The 17,988-nt window shown below is 40.7% G+C and carries 16 protein-coding genes; 7 read left to right on the forward strand and 9 right to left on the reverse strand.

Annotated features, from left to right (window positions below):
• Window positions 1-13: 13 nt before the first annotated feature.
• Together NQT69_RS14285 and NQT69_RS14290 are read left to right on the forward strand one after the other, a co-directional pair.
• A complete protein-coding gene (locus NQT69_RS14285; protein WP_256828372.1) occupies window positions 14-1,207 on the forward strand; it encodes a Ca2+-dependent phosphoinositide-specific phospholipase C in 1,194 nt (397 codons plus the stop codon).
• Window positions 1,208-1,214: 7 nt separating this feature from the next.
• On the forward strand, window positions 1,215-2,414 hold the full coding sequence (locus tag NQT69_RS14290) for a Ca2+-dependent phosphoinositide-specific phospholipase C (protein WP_256828373.1): 1,200 nt from the start codon (window positions 1,215-1,217) through the stop codon (window positions 2,412-2,414).
• A gap of 83 nt (window positions 2,415-2,497) precedes the next feature.
• Here the strand turns inward: NQT69_RS14290 and ssb are convergent, their stop codons facing one another.
• Window positions 2,498-3,232 (reverse strand): single-stranded DNA-binding protein, encoded by a 735-nt coding sequence (gene ssb, locus NQT69_RS14295; protein WP_256828374.1) that lies wholly within the window; start codon window positions 3,230-3,232, stop codon window positions 2,498-2,500.
• A gap of 20 nt (window positions 3,233-3,252) precedes the next feature.
• Window positions 3,253-4,620 carry an MFS transporter gene (locus NQT69_RS14300; protein ID WP_256828375.1) on the reverse strand — a complete coding sequence of 456 codons (1,368 nt, stop codon included), beginning with the start codon at window positions 4,618-4,620 and terminating at the stop codon, window positions 3,253-3,255.
• Between the two features lie 165 nt (window positions 4,621-4,785).
• Here NQT69_RS14300 and uvrA point away from each other — a divergent pair, with 165 nt between their 5' ends.
• Together uvrA and NQT69_RS14310 are read left to right on the forward strand one after the other, a co-directional pair.
• A complete protein-coding gene (gene uvrA, locus NQT69_RS14305) occupies window positions 4,786-7,605 on the forward strand; it encodes an excinuclease ABC subunit UvrA (protein WP_256828376.1) in 2,820 nt (939 codons plus the stop codon).
• 17 nt (window positions 7,606-7,622) lie between these two features.
• Entirely contained in the window at window positions 7,623-8,696 is a 1,074-nt protein-coding gene (locus NQT69_RS14310) for a hypothetical protein (RefSeq protein ID WP_256828377.1), read from the forward strand.
• A gap of 21 nt (window positions 8,697-8,717) precedes the next feature.
• Here NQT69_RS14310 and NQT69_RS14315 read toward each other — a convergent pair whose 3' ends face one another.
• Window positions 8,718-10,859, reverse strand: coding sequence for a winged helix-turn-helix domain-containing protein (locus NQT69_RS14315; RefSeq protein ID WP_256828378.1), 2,142 nt, complete (start codon window positions 10,857-10,859; stop codon window positions 8,718-8,720).
• Between the two features lie 272 nt (window positions 10,860-11,131).
• On the opposite strand from NQT69_RS14315, the gene NQT69_RS14320 reads away from it, so the two are divergent.
• On the forward strand, window positions 11,132-11,404 hold the full coding sequence (locus tag NQT69_RS14320) for a hypothetical protein (RefSeq protein ID WP_256828379.1): 273 nt from the start codon (window positions 11,132-11,134) through the stop codon (window positions 11,402-11,404).
• Between the two features lie 117 nt (window positions 11,405-11,521).
• Here the strand turns inward: NQT69_RS14320 and trpS are convergent, their stop codons facing one another.
• The 3 genes from trpS to rpe are packed head-to-tail and all read right to left on the reverse strand — an operon-like array spanning window position 11,522 to window position 13,925.
• Window positions 11,522-12,526, reverse strand: a complete 1,005-nt coding sequence (gene trpS, locus NQT69_RS14325) for a tryptophan--tRNA ligase (RefSeq protein WP_256828380.1) — start codon at window positions 12,524-12,526, stop codon at window positions 11,522-11,524.
• A 50-nt stretch (window positions 12,527-12,576) separates the two neighbouring features.
• Window positions 12,577-13,242, reverse strand: coding sequence for a phosphoglycolate phosphatase (locus NQT69_RS14330; protein ID WP_256828381.1), 666 nt, complete (start codon window positions 13,240-13,242; stop codon window positions 12,577-12,579).
• Window positions 13,242-13,925: a ribulose-phosphate 3-epimerase gene (gene rpe, locus NQT69_RS14335; protein ID WP_256828382.1), complete on the reverse strand. Its 684-nt coding sequence runs from the start codon at window positions 13,923-13,925 to the stop codon at window positions 13,242-13,244. Before rpe ends, NQT69_RS14330 begins: the two co-directional genes overlap by 1 nt.
• Window positions 13,926-14,230: 305 nt before the next feature.
• On the opposite strand from rpe, the gene NQT69_RS14340 reads away from it, so the two are divergent.
• A complete protein-coding gene (locus NQT69_RS14340) occupies window positions 14,231-14,521 on the forward strand; it encodes a hypothetical protein (protein WP_256828383.1) in 291 nt (96 codons plus the stop codon).
• A gap of 55 nt (window positions 14,522-14,576) precedes the next feature.
• The gene (locus tag NQT69_RS14345) at window positions 14,577-14,711 is read left to right on the forward strand and encodes a DUF2970 domain-containing protein (RefSeq protein WP_372823328.1); all 135 of its coding nucleotides are present in this window, start codon (window positions 14,577-14,579) and stop codon (window positions 14,709-14,711) included.
• On the opposite strand, the gene NQT69_RS14350 is transcribed toward NQT69_RS14345, so the two are convergent.
• Genes NQT69_RS14350 through aroB form a run of 3 tightly spaced genes read right to left on the reverse strand, consistent with a single transcriptional unit; the run spans window position 14,674 to window position 17,972 of the window.
• Window positions 14,674-15,525, reverse strand: coding sequence for a Dam family site-specific DNA-(adenine-N6)-methyltransferase (locus NQT69_RS14350; RefSeq protein WP_256828385.1), 852 nt, complete (start codon window positions 15,523-15,525; stop codon window positions 14,674-14,676). The genes NQT69_RS14345 and NQT69_RS14350 overlap by 38 nt on opposite strands.
• 54 nt (window positions 15,526-15,579) lie before the next feature.
• Window positions 15,580-16,902 carry an AAA family ATPase gene (locus NQT69_RS14355; protein WP_256828386.1) on the reverse strand — a complete coding sequence of 441 codons (1,323 nt, stop codon included), beginning with the start codon at window positions 16,900-16,902 and terminating at the stop codon, window positions 15,580-15,582.
• Entirely contained in the window at window positions 16,902-17,972 is a 1,071-nt protein-coding gene (aroB, locus tag NQT69_RS14360; RefSeq protein ID WP_256828387.1) for a 3-dehydroquinate synthase, read from the reverse strand. The genes NQT69_RS14355 and aroB overlap by 1 nt, the downstream gene beginning before the upstream one ends.
• Between the last annotated feature and the right edge of the window lie 16 nt (window positions 17,973-17,988).

Here is a 17,988-nt window from a genome sequence, read left to right on the forward strand (position 1 = left end):
TAAGGATAAAACAATGAAACTTAATTCAATTACATTAGCAGCATTAGCGCTTACAGCTTCGTCGGCAATAGCAAATAATACTGTTGAAAACACATTAAAAATAAATCAAATTCAAGTTGTTGGTACTCACAATAGTTACTCTCAATTTGTAGAGCCTAAGCTTTTAGCAATATTTGATAACGTAATAGAAGAAAAAAAATCTGAGTTTGTGAAAAACCTCACTCCCGAGCAGTTGAAAAAGTTTGAAGAAGAACACCCAAACTCAATGCGCTTTACTGATGCATTAAATTATTCTTACGACTCACTGACTGAGCAACTTGAAGCTGGTGTTCGCTCGGTTGCAATTGATATTTTCCGTGATCCTGAAGGTGGACGATTCTTAAAGCCCGCAGGTTATGAACTATTAAAGAGCAAAGGTTTGCCTGAATCATCACTGCTACCACATGATAAAACAGACTTAGAAAAACCAGGTCTGAAAGTGTTACATGCCGCTGATTTAGATTTTCGCTCAAACTGTAACTTATTCACCACCTGCTTAAAGGAGCTTGCGGATTGGTCGAAGCTAAATCCAACACATGCGCCAATTTTTGTCATGCTTGAAGCAAAAGGTCGCTCTATAATGGAAATGCTTCCTGGAGCAACACAAGTACTCCCCTTTGAAAAATCCGCTTATGCAGAAATGGACGAAAGTATTAAAACCATTATCGGCCGTGAAAATGTCATAACACCTGATGATATTCGTGCTCAATACCCGACATTAGAACAAGCAGTTAAAGCACATAACTGGCCAAAACTTGCTGATAGTAGAGGTAAATTTGCCTTTTTACTGATTGCTGCTGGTGACACCTCTGATCTTACTCATTATGTTGATGGTCGACCAAACCTTGAAGGTCGAATGGCATTTTTACGTTCGAGCCCAGGACAAAAGCACTCTGCTTTTATCCTTATGGACAATGCCGTCGTACGCCAACAAGAAATTCAACGCTATGTAAAACAAGGTTACCTTGTACGTACCCGCTCTGATATCGAAACTTACGAAGCAAAAGTCAATGACATGAGCCGTGCTAAGGCCGCATTCAAAAGCGGTGCCCAGGTCATTTCAACTGATTTTTACAAGCCTGGTAACCCTTATGGAACGAGTTATAAAGTGACTCTACCTGAAGGCGTTGATTATCTATGTAACCCGGTAAACGCAAAGTGTGAGTAAAACTCAGATGAAAAAATATTACTTACCACTGCCTGCATGTATGCTGGCAGTGAGCTGCGCGACAACTATTGATGAAAATACCAGTACCAGCAGCGCATTAAAAATTAATCAAATTCAAGTATTAGGCACACATAACAGTTACTCACAGTTTGTAGAGCCTAAGTTACTGGGTATTTTTGATAAAGCAGTCGAAGCCAAAAAAGCCACCTTTATGGATAACATGACAAAGGAGCAGTATCAGCAATTTAAAGAGGAACATCCCAATCCAATTGGCTTTGCTGAAGGTTTAAATTACAGCTTTGGATCGCTGACAGATCAGCTTCAACACGGTGTAAGATCATTAGAAATCGATATTTATCGCGATCCCGAAGGTGGAAAATTTTTAACGCCTGCCGGCTATGAGTTACTCAAAAGCAAAGGCATACCAGAGTCTACCCTATTGGCTCACGACAAAACTGATTTAGAAAAACCAGGCTTAAAAGTGCTACATGTGGCAGATCTTGATTTTAGATCGAACTGCAACTTATTTAAACGTTGCTTACAAGAACTGGCTGACTGGTCTGGGCAAAACCCAGATCACACGCCAATTTTTATTATGCTGGAAGCAAAAGGCCGCGCAGCCATGGATGCATTACCTGGAGCTGCAAAAGTACTCCCTTTTGAACAATCTGCCTACGCTGAAATGGATAACACTATTTTAGCTATATTCGGTCGAGAGAAACTAATTACACCTGATGACGTACGTGGAAACTATGGCACTTTAGAACAAGCCGTGTTAGCTAATAATTGGCCAAGCCTGGCCAGCAGTAAAGGAAAGTTCGTATTTATGATGATTGCTGCAGGTGATACATCTGATTTAAGCCATTATTTAGACGGCACACCAAACCTTGAACAGCGAGTTGCTTTTTTACGATCGACACCTGGACAACAGCACGCTGCTTTCTTATTAGTTGATAACGCTAACGTACGGCAACAGGATATTCAGCGCTATGTTAAGCAAGGTTATTTAGTCCGGACACGGGCAGATATTGAAACCTATGAAGCTAAAGTTAATGATATGAGCCGTGCCAAAGCAGCCTTTAGCAGTGGTGCACAAATCATTTCAACTGACTTTTATAAAGCCGGTAATCCGTATGGTACTGACTATAAAGTAACTTTACCGCAAAATAGCGAATACCTGTGTAACCCCGTAAACTCGCAATGCTAAAATAAACCTAGCAACAAAAAAAACCTCGCTAGCGAGGTTTTTTTCGTTCAATAAAAATTAAAAAATTTTATTTTTGTCTTGAATTAAAAGGGGATGTCGTCATCAAAATCAATAGGTGGTTCCATTGGGTTTGATGCGCCGCCTTGTGGTGCATTTTGCGGTTTAGGAGCAAACCCACCTTGCTGTGGTGTATTGCTGCTTTGTTGCTGGTTATAACCGCCACCTGATTGATATTGATTATTTTGCTGAGGTGTAGCTGCTGGTTGCTGGCGTGCCGCTGGAGCTTGCTGTGGCGCACTTTGCTGTTGGCCGTAACCACTACTTTGTTGCGGTGCACTTTGCTGTTGACCGTAACCGCCACCTTGTTGTGGTGCGCTTTGCTGTTGACTATAACCGCCTTGTGATTGACCACCTTGGCTTTGCGACTGTTGTTGGCCGCCTTGGTAACCACCACCTTGTTGGTCGCCACCACGGGCACCTAGCATTTGCATTTGACCAGTAAAGCCATCTACAACGATTTCTGTGGTGTATTTTTCTTGGCCTTGTTGATCAGTCCATTTACGTGTTTGTAGTTTACCTTCAACGTAAATTTGCGAACCTTTACGGCAGTATTCACCCACGATTTCAGCTAACTTGCCAAAAAACACCACGCGATGCCATTCAGTTTTATCGACCATTTGGCCGGTGTTTTTATCTTTGTAGCTATCTGAAGTAGCTAAAGTAATGTTTGCTACACCATTACCATTAGGCATATAACGTACTTCTGGATCTTGACCTAAATTACCAACCAAGATTACTTTATTAACACCGCGTGCCATGGACCTTTCTCCTATTTACGTTAGCTTAAACCAGCCACTTTACGGGCTTGGTCTAGGTCAAATTCTTTATCGTTAATCTTTAAATAGCTGCGATTCTCTTCGCACACTACAGTTGCTTCTAATACACCTGATAAAGCAACTAATTTAGAGGCAAGCACTTGTGCTTGCTGCTCTGAACTTAATTCTGTCATTAAGCTAATCATTTTACTTCTAGGCGGGACTTGCATTTGCCAAGCAAGGATAAGCCATATTACCCCAACAAGTGCAGCTGCGGCAAACACTGCTTGCGGGCTTGTCGATTGCGCAACGTAACCCCCTAAAATACCACCTAAAAATGCACCAAAAAATTGTCCTGACGAAAATACGCCCATTGCTGACCCTTTTTGGTTAGCCGGTGCTAAACGCGATACCAGTGCTGGCATAGTGGCTTCCAAAAAGTTAAAAGCAACAAAGTAAGCGAGCATACACAGCGCCATACCTACAACCGAATTAACACCTGCTGCAAGTGCCACCATGCTTAGTACCAATATAGCAACAGAGCCTAAAAAAGCCTGCTTTTCTTTTTCTTTACGAATAGCAATGATCATCACTGGTGCCATCAGTAAAAAGGCCAATATTAATACCGGAATATACACTTGCCAATGTGCTTCTGCAGCCAAACCTTTAGCAATAAGCTGCCCTGGTAAAGCGACAAAAATAGTTGTAAGCGTTAGGTGCAGCAACATAACTCCGATATCTAAACGTGCTAATTGCGGGTGTTTCACCAATTTTTTTATGTCACTAAAGCTTGCTAGCGTATCACCACGAGGAGCCTTATTAACTGCTTTTGGTACTAAAAATAGCACGATAAACATACCTAATATAGCCAGTACAGCTGTTAACCAAAATATACCGGCAACCCCCCAAGAAGCAGCGACCATTGGCCCAAGTAGCATAGCAAAAGCAAAGCTCATACCGATACTCATACCTATGACAGCCATTACTTTTGGTCTTTGTTCATCTCGACTTAAATCAGAGGCAAATGCCAATAGAGAGCTTGCTATTGCCCCCATACCTTGTAAGGCCCGCCCTAACGTAACCATTTGCATTGAGTCTGCAGTGGCGGCGATTACTGAGCCTAACGCAAACACACTTAGGCCAGCAATTATCACTTTTTTACGGCCTATTTTATCAGACAGCCAGCCCATAGGTATTTGTAATATAGCTTGCGTTAAACCATAAGCACCAATCGCGATACCTATCCATAGCGGTGAAAAACCTGAAAGCTCTTGGCCATAAATAGCCAATACGGGCATCAGCATAAATAAGCCAAGCATACGAAATGCAAACACGCTGGCCAGTGATACTGCGGCGCGTTTTTCTCGAGAGTTGAGTGAAGAAGCTGTCATGATTCGCGTGTTCTTGCTGTCTATTAGAATTCGAGCAGGGATTCTACCACAAGCTTAATAAGAAATAATCGCCCTAAAGCGATGATTTTTTCATTGATCAAGGATTAATCTTGTTGCGTATTATGAGATACTCAGTAAATACTTTTGGTAATGAAACGAGATAGCATGGAAAACATTGAAGTCCGAGGCGCCCGCACGCACAATTTAAAAGACATCAGCCTAACCATTCCCCGTGATAAATTAATTGTTATCACCGGTCTATCTGGTTCAGGTAAATCGTCTTTAGCATTTGATACCTTATATGCAGAAGGGCAACGCCGGTATGTAGAATCTTTATCAGCTTACGCAAGACAATTTTTATCACTCATGGAAAAGCCTGATGTTGATCACATTGAAGGTCTTTCCCCTGCAATCTCCATAGAGCAAAAGTCGACCTCACATAATCCTCGCTCTACTGTAGGAACCATTACCGAAATTTACGATTACCTGCGCTTATTATTTGCTCGCGTTGGTGAGCCACGCTGTCCTACTCACGATTTACCTCTTGCTGCACAAACGGTGAGCCAAATGGTCGACACTGTTTTAGCATTCCCTGAAGGCAGCAAGCTGATGATGCTTGCACCAGTAGTGAAAGAACGTAAAGGCGAACATGTAAAATTACTCGAGCAGTTAGCGAGCCAAGGTTATATCCGTGCTCGTATTGATGGTGAAGTGTGCGACCTTTCGGATCCACCAACCTTAGAGTTACATAAAAAACACACCATTGAAGTTGTGGTCGACCGTTTTAAAGTCAAAGACGGCTTACAGCAACGCCTTGCAGAGTCTTTTGAAACAGCCCTAGAGTTGTCATCAGGTGTTGCAACAATTGCTTCTATGGATAACGACGGCAGCGAAGAGTTATTGCTATCAGCAAACTTTGCCTGCCCGACGTGTGGCTATGCCATGACCGAACTTGAGCCTCGTTTGTTCTCATTCAATAACCCAGCAGGCGCATGTCAAAGCTGTGATGGTTTAGGTGTTAGGCAGTATTTTGACCCAAACCGCGTTATTCAAAACCCAGAGCTTAGTTTATCCGGTGGTGCTATTAAAGGCTGGGACAAGCGCAGTTTTTACTATTTCCAAATGCTACAAGCCGTTGCTGACCATTACAAGTTTGATTTAGAAGTTCCCTTTCAAGAGCTCAGTAACGACGCTAAAAAAGTTATTTTAGAAGGCTCTGGCAGTACTAAAATTGCCTTTAATTACCGCAATGACCGAGGTGACTTAATTACTCGTAACCACGAGTTTGAAGGTGTGCTCAATAATATGAATCGCCGTTACCGCGAAACTGAATCTAACTCAGTGCGTGAAGAACTGGCAAAATACCAAACCAGCCAAGCTTGCCCAAGCTGTAAAGGCTCACGATTACGCCAAGAAGCTCGAAGTGTGTTTATCGGCCAAACAAACTTACCAGATATTACGTCAATGAGTATTGGCGAAGCGATGGACTTTTTTGCGGAGCTTACTTTAACTGGGCAACGTGGCCAAATAGCAGAAAAAATACTAAAAGAAATTCGCGATCGTTTATCATTTTTGATTAACGTGGGTTTGAACTATTTATCATTAGAGCGCAGCGCCGACACACTTTCAGGCGGTGAAGCGCAGCGTATTCGCTTAGCCAGCCAAATTGGCGCAGGCCTTGTGGGTGTTATGTACGTGCTTGATGAGCCATCTATTGGCCTGCATCAACGTGATAACGACCGCTTATTACAAACACTGATTCATCTACGCGATTTAGGTAATACCGTGATTGTGGTAGAGCATGATGAAGATGCAATCCGCGCCGCCGATCATATCATTGATATTGGCCCAGGTGCTGGTGTGCATGGTGGTTATGTCATTGCTGAAGGTACCCGCGATGACATTTTAGCCAGTGAAAAATCTGTCACTGGGCAGTTTTTATCTGGCAAGCGTAAAATTGAAGTACCTAAAGAGCGCCATCTGATCAATGATAAATGGCTTGAGTTATTTGGCGCTACAGGTAATAACCTAAAAAATGTCGACTTACAGATTCCATTTGGCTTGATGACCTGTATTACTGGGGTGTCTGGCTCAGGTAAATCAACCCTTATTAACGACACCTTATTCAAATTAGCTCATACCGAGCTAAATGGTGCAACCACCGCAGAAGCCGCTCCTTATAAAGAAATTAAAGGGCTTGAACACTTTGATAAAGTAATCGATATTGATCAAAGCCCCATTGGCCGCACACCGCGTTCAAACCCTGCAACTTATACAGGTATATTTACCGGTATTCGTGAGTTATTTGCCGGCACTCAAGAAGCCCGCTCACGGGGTTATAAAGTTGGCCGCTTTAGCTTTAACGTTAAAGGTGGACGCTGTGAAGCCTGCCAAGGTGATGGCGTTATCAAAGTAGAAATGCACTTTTTACCTGATGTTTATGTACCCTGTGATGTATGTAAAGGCCAGCGTTATAACCGTGAAACCTTAGAAGTACAGTATAAAGGTAAAAATATTCACCAAGTGCTTGAAATGACGGTGGAAGATGCGCACGACTATTTTGATAAAATACCTGCAATTGCACGTAAGCTAAAAACTTTAATGGATGTTGGACTCTCTTATATTCGCCTAGGCCAAGCTGCTACGACACTCTCAGGGGGTGAAGCACAGCGTGTAAAACTAGCTCGCGAGCTGTCTAAGCGTGATACCGGTAAAACCCTGTATATTCTTGATGAACCGACCACAGGCTTGCACTTTGCCGACATCGAGCAGCTATTAGTTGTATTGCATCGCTTACGTGACCACGGTAATACCATTGTGGTGATTGAGCACAATCTTGATGTGATAAAAACCGCAGACTGGATTGTCGATTTAGGCCCTGAAGGCGGTGCTGGCGGCGGTGAAATTTTAATCGCAGGCACACCTGAAGAAGTGGCAGAATGTGAGCGTTCACATACCGGGCACTATTTAAAAGCTCTACTTTAAACCATGAAGGACAAGGAATGTTACGATACTTTAAAGTAGCAAAATGGCGTGCAAACAGGCAGTTAAAGCAACATAACGCAAACTTTAAACCTCATAAAGCACGTCTAATAAAACGCATACAAAGTATCTGGTTTAATTTAAGTACAGCCCAAAAGCTGTACTTACTTGCCCTTATTAGCCTGTTATTACTGCAATCTGCAGCACTTGCAAGTTTATTAACTATTATTGCGTTAGTCGTAGAGTTTTGGCCTAAATTTATACAACTGTGGCATTCACTGGCCGGTAAAGCCTTAATACTGCTTTTTTACGCTATTATTGCCAACTTTGTGTTAGCCAGTGCAAGTGGGATCGTTAACGAAGTCACCCAAGTCTCTGCAGCACACTTTAATTACAGCCATAATTTTGCAACTTTACTCTATTTACCACCTTGGGCATTAGGGATTACGCTGGGCACTTTGCTACTGCTACAACTGATATTACCTTTTTATATTATTGCATTATTAGTAATTAAACCATTTGGCTCTGATCGCGTTAAATTCATCAGTCAGAGTTACTCTCCGTTATTAACCGCACTACTTCGCTTTTCCTTAGCAAGTGTCGTTATTGTCAACCTCATTTCATTTATCGATGAAAAACCAACCGAGCAAGTGTTTGACGAAATAGTCAGTAGCTTTGCCAATGGCTCAAAAGCTGGCCAAGCTCTCGCTGTAGAGTCGAGCGAGGCAAACGAAAAAGCAATACAAGAGTTAAGTAAACGGCTAAAACCATTGGCAAGCAATAGCCAAGAGAGCTTCTCGGACGAACCTTCTAATATTGCAGTCGATGTTGAAGGAGATGGTAGTACTGCAGAAAATATGACTCACTTTTTAGAAACCAAAGGGTATTTTGAGCGCAGTAAATGGCTTATTGCGAGCTTTGCTTATCATTTTGAAGCTGACACTTTCTCACGCTGTGCTAAAGCTAAAAATAGCAAAACTGTAGAATTAAATGATTATGAGTTCGTAGAAATAACGCTAGATAACACAGAACCATATAGTTATAGCTTTATTGTAAAAGCATGTGATTCACCCGGAATAAAACCAGCTAAATAAGCAGGTTTAGTATTAACTAAACTATTCCCATGTGACCTGCATTATTTGCGTGCTTTTATATTCTCGCTTGCTAAACAACAATTCGTTTTGTTCGTTCACTGAAAAAACTAATGGGTGAAAATCGACGTGGGTACTTTCAACTTCATTAGTTACTAAGTTCATTCGTGAAACCTGAGAAATACCATCATTGAAGTACAGGTAATCCTGATTAACGGCATGGAATAGCTCGGCTGTTAAACTTTGTGGGATAGGCCAATGTTTACGATCAGCTAGCCTTATGAGTTCATCTTCAGTGACTGCATACGCTTGACCATCAGGCGCGGCTAATAACGCATTAGGCTGAATATCTTCATATTTCTTTAGCTCTCGGGTAAGTAAGCTAAATTCCCACAAATGCAGACTTTGCGCTTGTTGCTCTATAAAGTAAATACTTTCGCTGTTGTCTCCCCATGTGTATGAAGCAATATTAAACTCTTTCAATTCAGGTAGATTGTGTACTCGCTGACTACTGATATCAAAAAACACCAGCTGATTATTGTATTTCAGCAAGATAAATTTACCATTACTTGCTAAACGCAATAACGCGATACGTGATTTATTATTTTGTGTGTATTCAAATTCACTTAGCTGCTGCTCTCGGCCATTTATGTAGCCCCACAATTGCGCGCTACCAGAGCGATTCGATACGAAAATTTGACCTTTGCCTTGCTCATTCGTAAATTCTACCGCATTGTAATTATCACTTTGTGAAGCAAACAACTGTTCTGTCTGCGGGTTATCGGTAAACAATTCTGATACTTTTAATAAGGATAATTGCTGTGTTTGCCCAGGGGAAAAAAATACACTGTTCGTTGAATACGCAGCCAAATAAAATGGCGAGATAGCGGGTGTAATATTAAACCTATCTATTTTAGCAATCTCAGTTCCTGATAAATAGATGGTTGTCAGTTCACTTTCTTCACTAATTTGCAAAGCATTTTCTTCTGCTAGCCAATCAAATGCAAAACTAATGGTTTTATTTTTCCCTTGAAAAACGCGTTTGGTTTCTCGGCTGTCGAGGTTATACACATAAATAGAAAACGGCTGACTTTGCTGATTAAGCACATACGCAATTTGCTTACCTGAGGGCGATAAACGCGGCATGTTTACACCGAATTTAATGTCTGAGGGAGGGACCAAAATAGATTCTTTTTGTTGTTTTACATTATAGCGAAATAACCCCGCGCCATTGCTCTGTGCTTTTGAGTCAGCGTAATATATAAACTCACCGGTTTCATCAAGCTGAGCAAAGCCTGTATAGCGTAAATCACAGGTTTTGAGTGTATGGATTTGGCCAACATCAGGGAAATTCGTTAAATCTGCCAGTAGTAACTTACATTGCTGCTTTGCTAAATTTGTTGCTTGTAATAACACTTTGCGCTGATTTAGCTGCCAAGAGTGAACTGCGACCTGAAAACCTGGGTAAGTAAGCTCAACTTCTCGCTGATCGGCTATGCGCTTTACAAACGCGCGGATTGAACCATCACCCGGATTAATATTGCTGTACGCTAAAAATTGGCGATCAGATGAAAGCTCCGGATGTGCTTCTGCGCCAACGTTCCAAGTACTTGGGATAAGCGTAGCCGTTACATTTTTGCTTTTGCCATTTTTAATTTCAACCGTAGTGACTGTGCTTAACCAATAAACGAGTATCGTGGCAACAATTGCACTTATACTAATCAACACTCGTTTTTTTGTTATTAAACGTGCTTTATCAGCAACGACTGGCGTCTGAGTGGTTGCAACTGGTGCTGAACTTTGCTCTTCAATCTTTGCGGTTGGTGTTGATGGAGGAATGACCGCCTCTGGCTCAACCATTTTTTGCGCAACAACCGTTAAGCTATAACCTTTGCGGTAGTGGGTTTTAATCAGCGGTGCTTTATGAACCGGATGTGCAAGTTGTTTGCGTAATTCTGAAATAGCACGGTTTATCGCGTTATCATCGACAAAGCTTTGTTTCCAAACCTGCTCGACTAATTCTTGCCGTGGGATTATTTGTTGTGATCTAGTCGCAAAATAAATGAGTAGTTTAGCTAGTAAAGGATCAAGCTCTCGCTCAATACCCTCTGCCACTAACACGCAACGGTTTTCAATAAATTGCCAAGGTCCGATTTGATAATTCATAGCTGTCATTCTTTTTTATTTAATACAACCCTAGCACAGGGACGTAAACTTAGGTAGTGAAACCTTATAATGCCAAATAAGGTTTTAGCTTAACCGTTTAATTTAAAACAAAAAATAATTTAAAAAGCTTATCAATTAATTGCTCATAACTAGATAAGCGACTTGCATTAAATTCCACGCTATTGTTATCACCGTCAACAGCAAACATGCTAGTTACAACAATTTATAACGAACACGTTAGATACATATTTTAAATAAAGAAGGGTTTAATCATGAACAAATTAATCAAAAAAGCATTACCAGTATTATTAGTAGCAGCAACTTTTGGTACATCTTCTGCTATGGCCGCAGGTAACCCTGAGCTAGTCGCTCAACAACTAGGCAGCGTACATATTTCAAAAGCGAATATCCAACATGCTCAGCAAAAAGAGCTAACATTTGAAAACGGACTAAATAAAAAACTGAACGTAAACTTAGAAAAATCAATGCAAGATATGCAAAAGCAGGTTGACCAAAACTTAGCTAAAAAGCTAAACAAAGCATAATGGTAATGTTAAATAGCTGCGCCAGTCATTTAAGCGCGCAGCTAAAGCATACTTCACAGGTAAAAAAATACCGCTGACGAAATGATTCAACCAGCGGTATTTTTGTCTCAATAACGATTACGGGCGAGGAATAAAGCCCACTGCGTCATAAACAGACTTTAACGTTTTCTCAGCACGAATACTGGCTTTTTCGGCGCCGGTTTTCATGATGTTGTTAAGTAAAGTTTGGTCTTCGCGAATTTCTTTAAAGCGCGCTTGGATTGGCTCAATCATGCTTACAACCGCATCTGCTGTATCTTTTTTCAAGTGGCCATACATTTTGTCTTCATAATCTGGCACAAGCTCTTCGATAGAGCGTTTAGTGGCAACTGACATAAGCGTTAGTAAATTTGATACACCAGGTTTTTCAGTACGATCAAAGTAAATACGCGCTTGTTCGTCTGAGTCCGTCACTGCTTTTTTCAGCTTTTTCTCAATCTTTTTTGGCTCATCTAATAACATGATATAGCCGTTCGGGTTGTCATCAGACTTAGACATTTTCTTCAGCGGATCTTGCAAGCTCATCACACGTGCACCAAACTCAGGAATATAAGGTTCTGGTATTTTAAAAACATCACCATATAAGTTATTAAAACGTGTTGCGATATCGCGTGTAAGCTCTAGGTGTTGCTTTTGGTCTTCTCCAACAGGCACTTGATCTGCTTGATAAAGTAAAATATCAGCCGCTTGCAACACAGGGTATGCAAACAGCCCCACGTTAACATTATTAGCATGCTTAGATGACTTATCTTTAAACTGAGTCATACGATTAAGCTCACCCATTTGCGCGTAACAATTTAGCACCCAACTCAGCTGTGCGTGCTCAGGCACTTGTGATTGCACAAATAATGCAGCTTTTTCAGGATCAATACCGCAAGCAGCGTAAAGGGCAATACCATCTAAAACGCGTGAACGTAATACTTCAGGCTCTTGGCGAATGGTAATGGCATGCAAATCAACTAACATAAAGTAACTTTCGTGATCTTCCTGTAGCTTAAGCCACTGGTTGATAGCGCCAACATAGTTGCCTATTGTCATACCACCGGTTGGCTGAATGCCACTTAACACTACTGGTTTACTCATGATGTTCCTTTATATTACTTAAAATAAAAAATACTAAAATTAAAAATGCCTTACCTTTGGGTAAGTACGGGTATTATATCTAAGAATGTATCACAGAGGTACTGTGGATTGTAATCACTCAGATTTTCACCTTGGTTATAACCATAATTCATTGCAATAACCTCAATGTGTGCAGCTTGCGCCGCTAAAATATCACTTTTTGAATCACCAATCATAATCGTTTGGCTAGGTTTAACACCCAGTTGTTTGCAAGCGTACAATAAAGGCTCAGCTGAAGGTTTCTTAGCCATATCATCACCACACACTATCACATCAAAATGATCGGTAAGCGCCAATTTATCCAATAACTTTACAGTAAAGCGGCGCGCTTTATTGGTTATTAATGCTTTGGGGGTATTACGTAAAGCAGCGAGGCCTGTTTCAACATGTTGATACAACACGCTGTACTCACCTACCAGTTGCTCATAATGGCCATAAAAAATCTCGGTCGCTTTACTTGCAAGTTGCTCGTCTAATTGCTCACTTACTTGCATATCACCACTTAAACCACGTTTAACTAGCATTTCAATGCCATTACCAACCCATGTTTCAACAAGGTGCTGAGTCACAACCGGAAAAGCAAGCTCAGTGAGTGTTAGATTCATCGCCATGTATAAATCGTAAACACTATCGACTAAGGTACCGTCTAAATCAAATAAAGCGGCTTCATACTTCATTAATCAACACCTTTTAATTGCTCACGCATTTGCGTTATCACGGTTTTATAATCTGGTTGATTAAAAATAGCAGAGCCGGCAACAAACATATCTGCACCCGCTTGTGCTGCAGCAGCAATATTTTCAACCTTGATACCACCATCAACTTCTAAACGAATATTTTTCCCTGAACTATCAATAATTTTACGCGCTTGATGGAGTTTTTCTAAGGTATGAGGAATAAAACTTTGACCACCAAAACCAGGATTTACTGACATGAGTAAAATCACATCGAGTTTATCAATCACATGCTCTAAATAACTTAAACTGGTTGCAGGATTAAAAACCAGTCCTGCTTGGCAACCGCTATCTTTGATAAGCTGTAAAGTGCGATCTAAATGCTCACTGGCTTCAGGGTGAAACGTTATAATCGATGCTCCTGCATCAGCAAATTGTGGAATTAAGCTATCTACAGGCTTTACCATTAAATGCACATCAATGGGCGCTGTAACGCCATAATCGCGCAACGCTTTACATACCATAGGACCTATCGTTAGGTTAGGTACATAATGGTTATCCATTACATCAAAATGAACTACATCAGCACCCGCCGCAAGCACCTTGTCAACGTCTTCACCTAAACGAGCAAAGTCAGCTGACAAAATTGACGGAGCGATAAGATATTTTTGCATTGTTTCTAACATTGGCAATCCTTAATGTATTTCAAATGCGCGTAAGTTTGGCTTAATGTAACAAATAACCCCATCGTGGGAAAATAAATATGACGGCGTTTATATTGAGCAAATGCGAGCGACTTTAACTATTAAAGCTTTTATTCTATTCGGTTTAATGCAACGCTCATTTATTGACCAACCTTTTTTAAACTTTATTTTTACTTTAAACCCATAATAATATTGATTTTTTATAATTGTTAAGGGTGAATTAAGTTTGTTATTTGACCATTTATTAGGTATGCTTAGGTTAGTAACACCATTATGGACTAAGTAAAATGCATGCTTTTAAAATTGGGATCTTAACTGCGACTGCTCTAACTATCGGTACATTAAGCTATTTTTCAAAAAGCGATGACACTTTTATCACTGCTAACAACTGCCAATGTAGTGGTGAGCATTTAATAAATAACACAGTGCAATGCATGAATGCAGAACATGAATCAAGCTGGATGTCTTGGATCACCGGTGATAGCCGAAGTGCACAGTTTCATTACTTAGATTTACTCGAGTTATTAACAAGCTCTGATGAACCTAAACAAGCACGTTCCTTAGCCCCTCGGTTCTAATTAGGTGAAACAACTGTTCAGCGCTTTGCAAAGCGTTATTGCAGCTTTTTTTGGCGTGCAGTCTGAAACTAAGCGCCAATCAGACTTTCAACAACATTCCCCTGTTTTTATTATTCTTATCGCTATTGGGTTATTTATTGTATTTGTAGCTGCTATTTATGCTGTAGTGGCTTGGGTGCTAAATACATAGCCATTAGCTCATTCACTTTATTACGTGAGCCGCCTTTGGGGCTAATGGTACGCTTGACTTGAATTTCATCTAGCTTCGCTTGGCTATATATTTTACGTGTCCACACCGTATCATGATTCGATATTAGTACCGGTGTACTATTTTCAAAAGCTGCTTGCTCAGCTAAGTTTGCTAAATTAGCCTGATCATCTAAGTTAAAGCCCCCTTTTGCGTAGGAGGTAAACGAGGCTGTTTTGCTAAGAGGAACATAAGGGGGATCGCAATAAATGACCGCGTTATCAGGCACTAGCTTAAACACATCATCGTAGCCTAAACAGGTAAACGTAGCCTGCTGAGCCTTTTGCGCAAAAAATTGCATTTCTTTTTCAGGAAAGTAAGGACGCTTATATTTACCAAAGGGAACATTAAAAATTCCCTTTAAATTATAGCGGCATAAGCCATTATACCCGTGACGGTTCATGTATAAGAATAAAATCGCACGCTCATAAATATCGTTGCTTTGATTAAATTGCACACGATAATCGTAATAAGCATCTGGGTGATTATTTAAATCTACGAACAGCTTTTTCGCATCACTTATAAATTCATCAGGCGAGCTTTTAAGCTCGTTATACAAGTTAATAAGATCCGCATTAATATCGTTTAAAATATAATGCTTGAAGTTAGTATTTAAAAATACCGAGCCAGCGCCTACAAACGGTTCAACTAAGGTATCTGCATGCTTGCTTGCAACATTTAAGCGGGCACTAATATCTTCAACTAAGCTGTATTTTCCGCCGGCCCATTTAAGGAAGGCTCTGGTCTTTGTTTGCATCGGCTCTTTACTTCAAACTGGTATGGCCGCGATTCTACACTAATCAGCTTAGTTTTACTGATCTAGTAACGCGATTTCTTGTTTAATTTTACTGATTTTTTTATAAAACGGCTGATTGTTTCTTACAGCTTTAGGTAAAGTCGGCGTTACCTTGCGTGCTGCGTTTAAGTTTTTATAATTGCCATAAGTGACTATCCACCAAAGCGTATTATTACGTTGTGTTTGATAAACTTTAGCGGCTTCGCCTAATTGCTGCTCTACAACAAATTGCTCTGCAATGGCTTGCTTGGTTACTGCCAATAATTGAATAACAACATGCTCATCCGTTTGCTCATTAAACCAAGCATTGTCGACAGGTAACTTGGTGGGCTCAACTTCCACTTGCTCTTGAGTTTTGCCAACAGATGAATCTTCTATTACGGGTGAATTAGCGTCGCTTATTTGCTGTTTTTCGACAAGGCTATCAAGGATAGCTGCAACATTGTTTGATGCTGCATTATCGTCACTCAAGTGTTGTGGTGTCGATTCAGCCTCCGTCGCTATTGCATCATCTTCAGGCTGCACAATCTGCTTGTTAGTATCTTGCGTTAATTGCTCCACAGCAATGGCAGTAGCTACCGGCTCTTCTGGCTGTTGCTGATAAAAATCTTGCCACCACTGAGTCATATCAGATTTATACAAGAAACCTATAATCAATAGCATGATAATCATCATCAGCGTAATTAAATGCAGTCGCCAGGAAACTTTGTCTGCAACTTTGACTTCAGCGCTATGCTCAATTGGCTGCCAAGCTAATAGTAAGCTCGGATTACCATGCGATTCCTTTAGAAAAGTTTGAAAAACAGGGTCTTCATCAACCGGTAAGTTATTAAAATACCAACGCATAAGCTGCTTACTTTCAGCTAAAGAAAGCGCTTCAAGGTGGATCTCCACCGCATTATTAAACTGTCCAACAGAGTGCGAAGCAACCAAAATATACAGGGTTACTGGGCTATTTTTAGCCAGCACGGCTAAGTCAGCAGCCATTTCGTCTGACAAATGGCGAGCCCCATCGAGTACCCACAAGCATGGACCACAATTTTGCTTTTTAACTAACTGAAAAAAGTTTTCAGACAAAGATAAGTTTTGATCAATTAATGGTGTACTAAAGCTTTGCTCCAGTAACTCGCTCATCAGTTGACTATCAGTCATTCGAGCGCTTACTTGAACAAATGCTTTGTTAAAATCGCTATATTTATCTGTGATGAAAGTTTCGAGGAGGTAGCTTTTACCAAGGCCTGATGGCCCTAATAGAGCGATTAGATTCTGTCCGTATTCAAATTGCAGCGCGATGCGATCAACCAGAGCCGCTCGGCTTGGTAAAATTTGCGATTGCATTACCGGCCTATTAGATCATGAACCTGTTGATCTGACACATCGTCAACGAGTGCACATTGGCCAAACTCAGTAGGTAAAATAAATCGAATAGTACCTTTCTTATTTTTCTTATCTTTGCGCATATGGTGTAAAAAATGCTGGCTTGTCATTTCCTTAGGTATAACACAAGGTAAATTATAAGCTGCAATTAAAGCGCTGATCCTTGAAACTTCAGCTGCAGTTAAATCACCACGTGTATGCGCTAATTGAGCCGCTAACACCATGCCTGTAGCTACCGCTTCACCATGTAACCATTTACCATAGCCCATTTGTGCTTCAATAGCGTGTGCAAAGGTATGACCTAAATTCAGCAAAGCTCGTAAACCGGCTTCTTTTTCATCTTGTGCAACAATTAATGCTTTGATTTCACAGCAACGAAAAATAACATGCTGTAAGGTTTCTTCATCAAGCGCTTGTAGCTGAGTTATATTATTTTCTAAGAAAGTGAATAATTCAGTATCGTAGATCAAACCATATTTGATCACTTCAGCCATACCTGCAGCAAACTCTCTTGCTGGTAAAGTGTGCAGTGATTGAGTATCAATAAACACGGCTTGCGGCTGATAAAATGCGCCTATCATGTTTTTACCCAGCGGGTGATTTACAGCAGTTTTACCACCAACAGAAGAGTCTACCTGAGATAACAAGGTGGTTGGTACTTGAATAAAAGGTACGCCTCGTTGATAACATGCAGCAACAAAGCCTGTTAGATCACCAACAACACCACCGCCTAACGCAATCAGGCAAGTATCTCGGCCACAATTATTCTCTAATAGAAACGCTGAAATTTTTTCAAACCACTCAAGTGATTTAAATTGTTCACCGTCAGGAATAATAAAGTGCAGAGGGTTTAAATCAGCTAATAACGCCATTGCATCATTTAAGTATAAAGGTGCAATGGTGTCATTAGTGATGAAGATAGGACGACAATCACCTAAGTGTCGACGTAACCTGTCTGAGTTATGAAGTGCAGATTTACCAATATATATAGGATAACTACGCTCGTCTAAATTAACAGTTAATTCAAGCATCGCCAGTATCCTTTAT

The organism is Pseudoalteromonas shioyasakiensis, from assembly GCF_024518675.1.
Lineage (GTDB): Bacteria > Pseudomonadota > Gammaproteobacteria > Enterobacterales > Alteromonadaceae > Pseudoalteromonas > Pseudoalteromonas shioyasakiensis_B.